Here is a 12,043-nt window from a genome sequence, read left to right as displayed (position 1 = left end):
TCTGTACGAGCTTTCCGTTTTCGCGTTTAGCTCCTGACACGCATTTCGCAATGCATTGTCAAGAATGTCGATGGCTGATCGCCGTCGTCAGCGAAGGATCAGGCTCATGAACTACCAGCCCCGCGGCATCAGCACCCTCCAGGGTCCGTCCTCGTATCAGGACGAGATCAAGGCGGCCCAGGCGCTCCTCGAGACCCAGCCGACCTGGAACGGCGTGTCGGCCGAAGCCGTCGCGCGCATGCGCCTGCAGAACCGCTTCAAGACCGGCCTCGACGTCGCCCGCTACACCGCGGCGCTGATGCGCGCCGACATGGCGGCCTATGACAACGACCCGACCAAGTACACCCAGTCGCTGGGCTGCTGGCACGGCTTCATCGCCCAGCAGAAGCTGATCTCGGTCAAGAAGCACTTCGGCAAGACCGATCGCACCTACCTCTATCTCTCCGGCTGGATGATCGCGGCGTTGCGCTCCGAATTCGGCCCGCTGCCCGACCAGTCGATGCACGAGAAGACCTCGGTGCCGGCGCTGATCGAGGAGCTCTACACCTTCCTGCGTCAGGCGGACTCGCGCGAGCTCAACGACATTTTCCGTCTCCTCGACAAGGCGCGCAAGGAAGGCGACAAGACCCGCGAGAAGGAGCTGATCGAGAAGATCGACAACTTCCAGACCCATGTCGTGCCCGTCATCGCAGACATCGATGCCGGCTTCGGCAACGCCGAGGCGACCTATCTGCTCGCCAAGAAGATGATCGAGGCGGGCGCCTGCGCGCTCCAGATCGAGAACCAGGTCTCGGACGAGAAGCAGTGCGGCCACCAGGACGGCAAGGTCACCGTGCCGCATGACGTCTTCCTCGCGAAGATTCGCGCCTGCCGCCACGCCTTCCTCGAGCTCGGCGTCGAAGACGGCATCGTCGTGACCCGCACCGACTCGCTCGGCGCCGGCCTGACGCAGCAGATCGCCGTCAGCCACAAGCCCGGCGACATCGGCGACCAGTACAACAGCTTCCTCGACTGCGAGGAAATCACCGCGGAGAACGCTCGCAACGGCGACGTCATCATCAACCGCAACGGCAAGATGATGCGCCCGAAGCGGCTGCCCTCCAACCTCTACCAGTTCCGCCCCGGCACCGGTGCAGACCGCTGCGTGCTCGATTGCATCACCTCGCTCCAGAACGGCGCCGACCTGCTCTGGATCGAGACCGAGAAGCCGCATATCGAGCAGATCGCCAGCATGGTGGATCGCATCCGCAAGGTGGTTCCGAACGCCAAGCTCGCCTACAACAACTCGCCGTCGTTCAACTGGACCCTCAACTTCCGTTGGCAGGTCTACGACGCGATGAAGGAAGCGGGCCAGGACGTCAGCAAGTACAACCGTGCCGAGCTGATGAAGGCGGAGTACGACGAGACGCCGCTGGCGCAGGAAGCCGACGAGCGCATCCGCACCTTCCAGGCGGATTCAGCCAAGCGCGCCGGCATCTTCCACCATCTGATCACGTTGCCGACCTATCACACGGCAGCACTCTCCACCGACAATCTCGCCCGCGAGTATTTCGGCGAGCAGGGCATGTTGGGCTACGTCAAGAACGTCCAGCGGGCCGAGATCCGTCAGGGCATCGCCTGCGTGAAGCACCAGAACATGGCCGGCTCCGATATTGGTGACGACCACAAGGAATACTTCGCCGGCGAAGCTGCCCTGAAGGCGGGCGGCGCCCACAACACGATGAACCAGTTCGGCTAACGGCGGATCGGACCGGTCTGGACGCCAAGTCGGAGTCCAGGCCGGCCACGCACCTCAAACAGGAGACTGACAATGACCAAAGGCAGCAATTTCTGGGTGATCGGCGGCGAGTTCGGTTCGATGAACTTCCACAAGCTCGTGGAAGGCTCGGCCCAGGTCAAAGGTCCGTTCAAAACCCGCAAGGAAGCCGAGGACTGCTGGCGCGAGGTCTCGGAAGAGAGCCGCCACAAGGCTGGCGTCCGCTTCTCCATCGTGGAAGAGCCTTCGCGCGTCTCGGCCTAAGGGCCTCGCTGCCGACCAACTAAGAAGACGTCCAAGGACGGATGGTCCCATCCAGGCCTTGCCTGGGTGGGATCGTCTGTTTTTGGCACAGGTGAAACGTCTGTGGGCGCCGTAAGTATCTGGAATTGTGGACCCTTTGCTGGCGCTGTGGTTGCTGATAGGTTAACCGCGGTGTTTGAGCACGAGGCCGACAATGTCAGAGCCGGAAACCAGCGGGATCCATCCAAGCCAGCCGCGCCCGGTGCGGCTGCGCGATGCGTTGTTGCGCGCCCGGATCGAGGCCGCGGACCGGACCGGTGTGGTCGTGGATTTGCGCGATGCCGAGGTGGCGCGGCTGGAGATACTCAACGACGCGCTCGATCCCCTGTTCGCGCAGGTGCCTGATACGATCGACCTGTTCGACCGCGGCATCAGTCAGGGCGATACGCCGCGACTCTGGATCGACGTCGTCGCACATATCATGATGGGACGGGACAAGCGGATGTACCGCTTCGTCCAGGACACCCGCTTCGGCCGCATCGTGCTCGCAGAATCGCACGACACCGCCGCTATCGTTGAAGCCGTCACCGACTATGTCGCCCGCCGCATGATCGAGCGCGAGCACGCGATGGTGGTCCCGCCCGAACCGCAAGCCCCGGCCGCTCCACCGCCGCGCCGCTCGCGCGTCTGGCCGTTCGTGTTCGGCTTCGTGCTAGGTGCTGCCGCATTGTTCGGCGTTGCCGTGCTGGCGACCCTGCAGAGCTGGTGAGGTCACCTCCGTCGTCATTGCGAGGAGCCCTTGCAACGAAGCAATCCAGAATCCCTCCGCGGAGACATTTCTGGATTGCTTCGCTGCGCTCGCAATGACACCGGACTAGATCAACCGCACATGCTTGATCTGCCCGACCTGAAATCCAGCCCCCAGGCTCCGCACCGTCTGCTCGCAGCGCCAGCCGGCATTGTCCTTTTCGACTCGCAGCAGATTGTACGCAGCTGCTGGATAGCGTCCGTGCGCGAGCGCGGAGGCGGAGGGGACGCCGAGCGCGGGAATGTTGCCGTTCGGCCCTTCGAACCACATCGTCGAATGGATGTGGTCGTGGCCATGCAGGATCAACTCGACGCCGTGGCGCTTCAGGAGCGTGAGCAGGGCGGCCGCGTCCGTCATCCGCTTTTGGCGCGCTAAGGATTTCAGCGGATGGTGCACCAGCAGCACGCGGAAGACGTCCTCCGCCGCGAGCCGTTCGAGCACCTCTGCGAGCGCCGCGAGCTGATCGCGCCCGAGCGTCCCCGTCGCCATCAGCGGTAGCGTCGGCACTGCCGTGGACAGGCTGATCAGCGCGAGCGGCCCGCGCCGGCGCACGGCGGGGAAGGCCCCAGCACCAGGCGTGTCCGCGGCGATGTAGTGCAGGAACGTCTCGCCGAAGCGATGGCGGGTCGCGCTGACATAGGCGTCGTGATTGCCGGGGATCGCAGTGACACGGTCGGGCGGGCCGACGCTTTCGAGCCACGCCAGGGCCGGCGCGAACTCGGCTTCCAGCGCCAGATTGACGAGATCGCCGGTCACCGCGATGTGGTCGGGCGCCTGGGCCTGCATGTCGGCGACGAGGGCGTCGAGCACCTCGCGGCGCTGGTATTTATACCGGTTGCGCGTCCAGTTGACGTAGCCGAGCGCGCGCTTGCCCGCGAGCTCGATCAGCCGCGGCTTCGGCAAGGGCGGCAGATGCGGATCGGACAGATGGGCCAGCGTGAAAGAAGCCATGGCGTGCGATTGCCTCGCTATTGCTCCGCTGTAATGGCAAGGTCGCCGGGAACGCGCAAGCCTGTCCAAACAAGCCTGCCCAAACAAGTCGAGCCCGAACGCGCGAAGCCTAAAACGACGTCGAGGAAGCCTGATGGGAGAACGTCTGAGCAATGTCCGACGGAAAGCCGAGCCGCTGCTGCGGCGGCTCTTCCACGCTTATTTCCTGATCGTCCGCGGCATGACGCTCGGCGTCCGCGCCGTGGTGCTGGATGCCGAGAACCGGGTGTTCCTGGTCAGGCACAGCTACGTCTCCGGCTGGTACCTGCCGGGCGGCGGGGTTGACTTCGGCGAGACCATGGAACAGGCGCTGCGGCGCGAACTGAAGGAGGAGGGCGACATCGATTTGACCGGAGACGCCATGCTGCACGGCATCTACCTCAACAGCCACGTCTCCCGCCGCGACCACGTTGCGGTCTACGTGGTCAGGCAGTTCAGCCAGGTCGGCCTGCCCGCGCCCAACCGCGAGATCATCGAATGCGGGTTCTTCACGATCACGGCGCTGCCGGACGGCACCACGCCCGGCACGCGGCTGCGGATCGCGGAAGTCGTGGGCGGCCAGCCCCCGATTGCGACGTGGCGCTGAGATTTCAATGCAAGCTGCGATGAGGCGGAAGGAACGTGCTTTTCTCGCGGGCTTGGTGTGCTAGGAAGAATGCCGCATGGCTCAAAGCAACTTCATCCCGAGACTTGAATCGCTTCGCGGTGTGGCTGCCGTTCTGGTCGCTGTCTACCATTGCGGCGTCATGTACCTGCAATACCCGGCCTCGGGGTCTTCGCGACTCTATTTCGCCTTCGCCAACGGTCTTGGCTGCGTCGTCGTTTTCTTCGTCATCAGCGGATTTGTTCTCGCCCGAAGCCTGGACAGAGACGGTTCCATTTCCTTCGTCTCATTTGCCAGGAATAGAGCCTTTCGTCTTTTGCCGGCGTCCATAGCGGTCGTCGGCCTGCTCGCGTTCCTTCATGAACGTTTTGGATTTTATGTTGGCTTTGAGGCTTCGTTCGCGCCACTCAACGTCTTGCTCAACATGCTTCTCATCAAGAGTGACATCAATGGCGTGATGTGGTCATTGACGGTCGAGGTTGCCGCGACTCCACTGATCTTCATGTCTGTCCGAGCATACAGGAAACACGGCAGAACGCCTCTCCTCGTACTTGCCGCCGTTCTGTTTGGCCTGTCGTTTGTTGGCCAATATCGCGATCTCATTGGCGCGAATTTAGCGCCGCTTTATGCCTTTATTGCAGGCATTCTCGTTCATTTCGAGGGGCCGAGGATCGCGCGCTCCGTTTCCCTGCGAATGTCGGTCTGGATTCCCGTCCTCGGCATAGCGCTGTTCCTTGCGGCGGGCATGCTCAAGCAAGACGCCGGCTTCATGATCTTGATGGATTGCATCGGCGGAGCTTTGCTCGTGTTGGCGATTTCGCAATGGCCGCACCAATCCCTGATGAAACCGCTCGATTGGCCTCTAATGCGCTTCTACGGTCGAATATCCTATAGCTTCTATTTGCTCCACATGCTCACGGTCGCGCCTATGATAGCTCTGGGCGCTGGATGGTTCGAGAACCTGAACCCCTGGGCAATTGCGATATCCTTATCCGTTCTGACTATCCTCGCAGCGGCCGTACCTGCGCTGGCCTGCTACAGGCTGGTCGAAATTCCGGGGATCAACCTCGGTCGACGGCTGGCCGGTCTGAATGGCTTGCGCAACCGCGCCATTGCGCAGTAACGGTCCTACCTGCCCCATGCACGCGAGCGAAACTGGTTAATCGATGAATATGGCCCAACCTGCTTCGAAAAGCGTAAGGGAAGTCGGGGGCGTTCCGTCGGTGACTACGCCTGAGCTCGAACTGACAATTTTGATGCCTTGCCTCAATGAGGCCGAAACGCTCGCAGTCTGTATTGCCAAGGCGCAGGCGTTTCTTCGTCGGGCTCAGATCACGGGCGAGGTTTTGATTGCGGATAATGGCAGCACGGATAGTTCGCGGCACATCGCTGAGGCCGGCGGCGCTCGTGTCATCGACGTTCCCATGCGCGGCTACGGCGCAGCCCTCCGCGCCGGTATCGCGGCAGCCCGCGGCCGCTACATCGTCATGGGAGACGCTGACGACAGTTATGATTTCGCTCGCCTCGATGCCTTCCTGGAATGCCTGCGGGCCGGTGATGATCTGGTGATGGGAAACAGGTTTCGTGGTGGCATAGAATCGGGCGCTATGCCCTTCCTTCATCGCTATCTCGGAAACCCCATCCTGAGCTGGTTGGGCCGTCTGTTCTTCCGCACACCTCTCGGTGATTTTCATTGTGGCATGCGGGGCTTTTCCAGAGATCCAATCGCGAAACTAGACCTGCGCACCACCGGAATGGAGTTTGCGAGCGAGATGGTTGTTCGTGCGACCATCGTTGGGCTCAAAATTTCTGAAGTGCCGACCACGCTGTCGAAAGACGGCAGATCCCGCCCGCCCCATCTCAGAACATGGCGCGACGGCTGGCGTCATCTGAAGTTCCTGCTGCTATATTCGCCGAGATGGCTGTTCTTCTATCCGGGCGCGCTTCTTGTTGCCGCGGGTACCGCTCTGAGCAGCATACTTCTGTTCGGGCAGATCAGCATCGGTGGAATCGGCTTCGATATCCGGACGATGCTCGTCGCATGTACCTGCCTCATCGTGGGCATCCAGGGCATTTGTTTTGCAGCCATCGCCCGCAGTTTCGCCAAGGATATGAACCTTCTTCCGCCTTCCGAGAGATACGGCCGCATGCTCGAAGCCTGCACGCTCGAGTTCTTCGTATTCGGCGGGGGCGCGATCTTCGTGCTCGGGATCGCTGGCCTGATTACAGCCATCATCCAATGGAGCGAAACCAATTTCGGGCCGCTCGACTTATCGAGCCTGCTCCGCGTCGTGGCGCTTTCCACGACTGCGATTACCGTGGGGGCCCAGTTGGTATTCACCGGCTTCCTCGCGGGTCTGATGTCCATCAAGCACTCCTAGCGTCTAATGCCTGCGGTCCGGGTCACGGTGATTGGATGAAGTTTCTCAAATTGGCCTTCGGCCTGATCTGTCTGCTGATCCTCGCCAGCAACGTTCGTACGATGTCGCATTGGACCGAAGCCCGCGGCGTATGGGACGACATATGCTATTTGCGCCAGGCGCACCTCTTTCAGCTCCATGGTATCGGCGGGCTGGATACGGATGTGTCACGGGATGAAGATCACTTCCTGCGCGGTAAGCTGAACGAGATCGGCTTCCCCGAAGGACGTCCTGCACCATGCCATCCTCCGACGGCGAGCGGAAAATACGTGATGCAATATCCGCCAGGTACCGGCTTGGTGCTCGCGCTGTTTCCGCAGGGCCATCAGGTGGTGCCGCTATATGTCAGCGTCAATCTGATCGTCTGCGGATTCGCGTTGCTCGCCATCTTCCACGCGCGGTCGCTGTCGTCGGTAGTGGCGGCTGGCGTGTTTGGCGCCCTTACCGTCTACATGATGATTAACCCGGCGAAGGCCAGCTATTCCATCGCACCGACGATGGCGCTCTGCGCCGTCGTGGGTTATCTGACCGCCTTGTGGCTGATCAAGACGAAGGACAATGTTTGGCTCGTCCTGTTGATCGGTCTGCTGCTCGGATTGTCGGTCAATCTCAGGCTGCCGAACCTGTTCCTGGCAGCAGGCTACGTCCTGTTCTTGGGCGTGACCTTCCTCCGCTCGCGGACGCCCGCGACGTTCGTACGCGGATTGGTCTTTGGCGTCGCCTTTACCGTCGGCATGGTTCCGACGCTGGTTGCCAATGCGATCAATGCTGGCAGTCCGTTTGCTACTACTTATAGTCCCGACGACGCTTCGGCCCCCGAAATCAATCTTGCGATCCTGAACCAGTATCTGCATGACATGCAGTTCGTCCTGATCCTGCTAGCGGTTGGCTCGACCGCGTGGCTGCTGCTGACCGGCCGGGGCGGAGCCCGGCAGGTCGCCCTCGTCGTCGGCGGCAATCTTCTCGTGAACCTCATATTCTTCATTAGTCATCCGACGTTCACGCCCTATTACGTCGTTCCCATCACTATGCTCTCGATGTGGAGCGTTTGCTTCGCTCTCGCGATGCAAGCGCCTGAATCTGCGGAGCAGGCTCGGCTCGGCCAAGCGGCTCGTGCGTGAGGGTGCAGCACAGCTCGATGGACCTTGCCGCGCGCAGATGCTATCTCGCGGATTGACATGACCGACCTCTCAGTGACCATCCTTCCCGAGGCCGCCGGCGATGCTCAAGCGATCGAGCGGCTGCACGAACGTACCTTCGGCCCTGGCCGCTTCGTGCTCAGCGCCTACCGCATCCGCGAGCATGTCGACCATTTGCTCGAGTTGTCCTTCACGGCGCGCATCGGCACGCTGCTGGTCGGCTCGGTCAGGCAGTTGCCGATCCTGGTCGGCGAGACGCCCGCATTGCTGCTCGGGCCGCTCACGGTCGAGCCGCCATTCCGCGACCGCGGCATCGGCCGTCTGTTGATGGAGCGCGCGCTGAAGGGCGCGAAGGAGAACGGCCACGCCATCGTGCTCTTGGTGGGCGACGAGCCCTATTACAGCCGTGTCGGCTTCAAGCCGGTCCCTAAGGGCCGCGTTACCATGCCCGGTCCGGTCGATGCCGCCCGTATCCTCGTGTTCGAACTCGTCGACGGCGCTTTCGAGGGCGTATCGGGGCAGGTGGGTCCCGACTGGAGCAGGGCGCGGGAGTAGCCAGGTTTCGACGCTCTCATATGGAGTATCGACGATGGAGGTGCGGCACGCTGATATCCCTGAGATCGATCATCTCGCACGGCTGTGGCATGATGTCTGGCATGAATCGCATGCGGCGCTTGCGCCGCCTGAGCTGGTCCGCTTCCGCACGCTCTCGAGCTTTCGCGAGCGCCTCGCGGTCATGCTTCCCGATGTCTGCGTCGTTGGCCCGGCCGGCGCGCCGCTCGGTTTCTGCGCCATCAGAGGTGACGAATTGTACCAGCTCTTCGTGTCGTCTGAAGCGTACGGGCTCGGTGTGGCCGCGGCGCTGATCGCCGATGCGGAGGCATGGCTTGCCGCGCGCGGAGTGGAGCTGGCCTGGCTGGCATGTGCCGTCGACAATCATCGCGCCGCGCGGTTCTACGAGAAAAGCGGCTGGCGCATGGCCGGCACGTTCGTGATGTTGTCGGAGACGTCGAACGGACCGTTCCCGGTCGACCAGTGGCGCTTCGAGAAGCGGCTCGCGCGTTCGTAGCTCGATGTGCCGGGGCCCGAAGGCCCCCGGCTTGATCGGCGCTAGAACTTGAAGTTCGCGAACGCCCGCACGCCGATACCCGGCAACAGGACCTGGTCCTTGTTGAAGGAGACGGCATTGCGGATGTTCTCGTTCAGCAGGTTGTTGCCGACGAACCCAACGTGCATCTCGCGCGCGCCGAACCAGCTTTGATCGAGCTTAGTCTTGTAGCTGACCTCGGCCCTCAATAGGTTGTAGCCAGGCGTAGGTGTCTCCGCGATCGGTGCGATGTCATTTTGCGCGAACGCGTGCAGCAGGTTGATCCGCGCAAACCAGTTGGCGTCGCGATAGTACACACCACCGCCCAGCCGCTGGGGCGGAATGCGTGGCACGTTGGTGCCGTCGTCGAAGGTCGCGCGCACGATGTCGTATTGACCCTCGATGCCCCAGATCCCGTTCCAGACCGGCATCACGTCGTACTGGAACTGGAATTCCCCGCCACGAAATGTCGCGTCGCGCTGCGAATAGACCGCCTGATTCAGCTCGAGGCCCGGGCCAATCTGGCAAACACCGTCCTCACACGTGTTGCCGGTCAAGCGCCGGTAGATGAAGCCGTTGAACTTGGTGTAATAGCCGGTGAGTTCGAAGCGAAGCGGCCCTATCGCCCGTCGCAGAGCCGCCTCGACCGACTTGGCGGTCTCGATGCCAAGATTGGGATTGCCTATGTCGAAAGTAGTGGTGGCGTCGTGGCCGCCGCGCGAAAACAATTCCGCGGGTTTCGGCGCACGTTCGACATATTGGCCGGTGATGCTGGCGACTAGATCCCAAGGAAGGTTTTGGATCAGGCCGATGCTCCCGCTCACTGGCGTGAAGTTGCGGTTGAACGCCGTTGCGGGGCCGATCGCGGCCGGATCGACGGTGAGGTCGAACACATCGGGGACGAAGCTTGGCGCCGTGCCGCTCAACCTTGCGCTCTCCACGCGCCCGGCGATCTGAGCCTTGGTAGCTTCGCTGAACTTGAACTCGTTGAAGATGTACCCGGCGACCTTTGTGTTCTTGTTCGGATCGAATAGTCCGTTGAGCGGGCTGCCTGGATCGTCCGGGCTCGGCGCGGTTAGCTTCTGGTGCGACGCCTGAACGCCCACAGCGGTGGTCAGCGCAGCAAAGCGGACGTCGAACGGCGCAAGCTGCACCTCGACGCGGCCTTCCTGTTCCTTGTTGGTGAAGGTCTGTCTCACGCCGAGCGAGGCAAGGTCGGCAGAGTCGGCGAGCCCGACCTCATCGTGTTTATAGTCGGTGGCCCCAGCCCAGAATCGGATTGCATCGATCGCCGCAGCGTCCGGCCGATATTCGCCTTTTGTCGTGAATTTTGTTTGTCGTCCATCGATCCGCGTCAGGAACTCGCTGCCCTCGATACCGGGAATGTGGTAGAGCGCGTTGTGCTGCGTGATCGCCGCGCCAACGTAGCCGCCATCGAAGATGTAGGAGCCACCGACGGATCCGCCGTAGGTCTGCGATGGCGAATTCGGCTGGCGACCGTTGAACGGCAGCGTCGGGTCGGTCAAAAACGGGTAGCTCGGGATGTTGTAGTCGCCGGCCTTGCGGCCAAAGGCATCGGCGTGGACGGCAAAGTTACCGCCACCGGCGTCGAGCAATACTGCACCTTCGACCCCGCGATCGACCGAAGTCACTGCCGTCCGTGTTTCCGCGGTGACGCAGCCCGGCGATCCGACGTTTGCCAGGGGCGCCTTGGTCGGGAGTCCGTAAGTCGGAAAGGGCGCCGTGCAGGACGGCAAGGCATCGGGAATTCGATTGTTGGTTGCGCTCACCACGCCGCCGATCGCGGTGGAGCCGTAGCGCAGCGTCGCCGGTCCGCGGATGACCTCGACCTGGTCGGTTGCCAGCGGATCGATCGGCACGAAGTGATCCTCGCCCAGATCGGACGCGCCATTGCTGCCTGTTCCGTTCTCGACAATGCCGACACGGTTGGTGTCCAGGCCGCGAATGATCGGCCGGCTGGATGCGCCGGGCGCGTATTCAGAGCCGGTGATGCCGGGCTTCGAGAACAGGAGATCGCCGAGCGTGCCGCCACCCTGGCGGCGGATCTCCTCGTTCGGCACCACCGTGACCGTCGCGAACTGGTCGGTGACAACAGGCAGCACGCCCTGCTGGGGCGCGGCGGCGGGGGCTGCTGCTGCCGGCGTTGCTTCCGCGGGGGGCTGCTGGCTGCGAACGCGTGCGGTTCGCGTGGGGCGGACCGGGCTGCGCGTCGGCACCACCGCTCTGCGCACGATGGGACTCGGCGCCGTTACCGTGACGGCCGGAAGTTCGGTCGACGAGGCGCTTTGAGCGAAGGCGGGCGTGGCGGCGGCACCCAGCAGGAGCAGGCTTGCTCCGCCAAGACGCTGCGCGCGTCGCAATTGAAATGACATGGTCCTGATTCCAGCCAGGCCGTCCGCATAGGATCTGTTGATCGGAGGCGGCCTGCCGTCGCGGCGCGACGGAATTCGACTTCAACTTGTCCCAGGCAACGCCTGAAAACGGCGAGGCTGGGCGTGATCAAGCGTTGGAAGTCAAGACGCGGGAGGGGCGCGGGGCTGGAATGCCGTGCCGGCCGATTTCAGATGGATGAATTCGGCATCGGTGGTGCGATGGAGCAGCTCGATCGCCTGCGGCAGCAGCAGCACGGGCGGCGTTGCCGACATGACGGTGCCCGCCATCGCAATGATGGCGCAGATGGCGCAATTGTCCTCGCCCTGATGATCGCGATCAGGGCCTGCCGGCGATTGCTTCTGGACCGCGGCGCGGTCGATCGCAGCCACGCCCTTGCCGCTGTCCTGGGCGCCACTATCGGTCTGCTGGGCCGAGGATTGCGCGAGGGCGGCCTGCGCGAACCAATGGCTGTGGCCGAAGGTCAGCGCGAACTGCACCAGCAGCGCGAGCAACGCGAGCCGGGCACCGTGCCTGATATTCGACCGGAACCACTTCATCTGAAAACGCCACCCCCACATCGGGGCGTCAATTCAGGACGCCGC

At 62.7% G+C, this 12,043-nt stretch carries 12 protein-coding genes; 9 read left to right on the top strand and 3 right to left on the bottom strand.

Translation table 11 applies throughout. From position 1 onward, the window contains the following. The first annotated feature begins 106 nt into the window (after positions 1–106). The 3 genes from BCCGELA001_RS27695 to BCCGELA001_RS27685 all read left to right on the top strand — a co-directional run bounded on the left by BCCGELA001_RS27695 (position 107) and on the right by BCCGELA001_RS27685 (position 2,768). A complete protein-coding gene (locus tag BCCGELA001_RS27695; RefSeq protein ID WP_008560966.1) occupies positions 107–1,738 on the top strand; it encodes an isocitrate lyase in 1,632 nt (543 codons plus the stop codon). Between the two features lie 72 nt (positions 1,739–1,810). Then, positions 1,811–2,020 (top strand): DUF4170 domain-containing protein, encoded by a 210-nt coding sequence (locus BCCGELA001_RS27690; RefSeq protein ID WP_008560963.1) that lies wholly within the window; start codon positions 1,811–1,813, stop codon positions 2,018–2,020. Between the two features lie 193 nt (positions 2,021–2,213). Beyond that, a complete protein-coding gene (locus BCCGELA001_RS27685; RefSeq protein WP_060736771.1) occupies positions 2,214–2,768 on the top strand; it encodes a hypothetical protein in 555 nt (184 codons plus the stop codon). A gap of 105 nt (positions 2,769–2,873) precedes the next feature. Here BCCGELA001_RS27685 and BCCGELA001_RS27680 read toward each other — a convergent pair whose 3' ends face one another. Continuing rightward, positions 2,874–3,758 carry a metallophosphoesterase family protein gene (locus tag BCCGELA001_RS27680; RefSeq protein ID WP_060736770.1) on the bottom strand — a complete coding sequence of 295 codons (885 nt, stop codon included), beginning with the start codon at positions 3,756–3,758 and terminating at the stop codon, positions 2,874–2,876. Between the two features lie 133 nt (positions 3,759–3,891). Here BCCGELA001_RS27680 and BCCGELA001_RS27675 point away from each other — a divergent pair, with 133 nt between their 5' ends. The 6 genes from BCCGELA001_RS27675 to BCCGELA001_RS27650 all read left to right on the top strand — a co-directional run bounded on the left by BCCGELA001_RS27675 (position 3,892) and on the right by BCCGELA001_RS27650 (position 9,029). After that, entirely contained in the window at positions 3,892–4,383 is a 492-nt protein-coding gene (locus BCCGELA001_RS27675; protein WP_008560953.1) for an NUDIX domain-containing protein, read from the top strand. Between the two features lie 76 nt (positions 4,384–4,459). Further along, positions 4,460–5,524, top strand: coding sequence for an acyltransferase family protein (locus tag BCCGELA001_RS27670; protein ID WP_008560951.1), 1,065 nt, complete (start codon positions 4,460–4,462; stop codon positions 5,522–5,524). A 100-nt stretch (positions 5,525–5,624) separates the two neighbouring features. Further along, positions 5,625–6,782, top strand: coding sequence for a glycosyltransferase family 2 protein (locus BCCGELA001_RS27665; RefSeq protein WP_202815390.1), 1,158 nt, complete (start codon positions 5,625–5,627; stop codon positions 6,780–6,782). Positions 6,783–6,817: 35 nt separating this feature from the next. After that, positions 6,818–7,942 carry a hypothetical protein gene (locus tag BCCGELA001_RS27660; RefSeq protein ID WP_008560939.1) on the top strand — a complete coding sequence of 375 codons (1,125 nt, stop codon included), beginning with the start codon at positions 6,818–6,820 and terminating at the stop codon, positions 7,940–7,942. Between the two features lie 57 nt (positions 7,943–7,999). Beyond that, positions 8,000–8,515, top strand: a complete 516-nt coding sequence (locus BCCGELA001_RS27655; protein ID WP_008560938.1) for a GNAT family N-acetyltransferase — start codon at positions 8,000–8,002, stop codon at positions 8,513–8,515. 34 nt (positions 8,516–8,549) lie between these two features. Continuing rightward, positions 8,550–9,029 carry a GNAT family N-acetyltransferase gene (locus tag BCCGELA001_RS27650; protein ID WP_008560936.1) on the top strand — a complete coding sequence of 160 codons (480 nt, stop codon included), beginning with the start codon at positions 8,550–8,552 and terminating at the stop codon, positions 9,027–9,029. A 41-nt stretch (positions 9,030–9,070) separates the two neighbouring features. Here the strand turns inward: BCCGELA001_RS27650 and BCCGELA001_RS27645 are convergent, their stop codons facing one another. Then, a complete protein-coding gene (locus tag BCCGELA001_RS27645; protein ID WP_060736768.1) occupies positions 9,071–11,440 on the bottom strand; it encodes a TonB-dependent receptor in 2,370 nt (789 codons plus the stop codon). A gap of 141 nt (positions 11,441–11,581) precedes the next feature. Then, the gene (locus tag BCCGELA001_RS27640) at positions 11,582–11,998 is read right to left on the bottom strand and encodes a DUF2946 domain-containing protein (RefSeq protein WP_060736767.1); all 417 of its coding nucleotides are present in this window, start codon (positions 11,996–11,998) and stop codon (positions 11,582–11,584) included. Positions 11,999–12,043: the final 45 nt, after the last annotated feature.

Origin of the sequence: Bradyrhizobium sp. CCGE-LA001, from assembly GCF_000296215.2 — a bacterium.
Taxonomy (GTDB): domain Bacteria; phylum Pseudomonadota; class Alphaproteobacteria; order Rhizobiales; family Xanthobacteraceae; genus Bradyrhizobium.
Note: the sequence above shows the minus strand (reverse complement) of the source record. Positions and strands in the feature narration are given on the sequence as shown.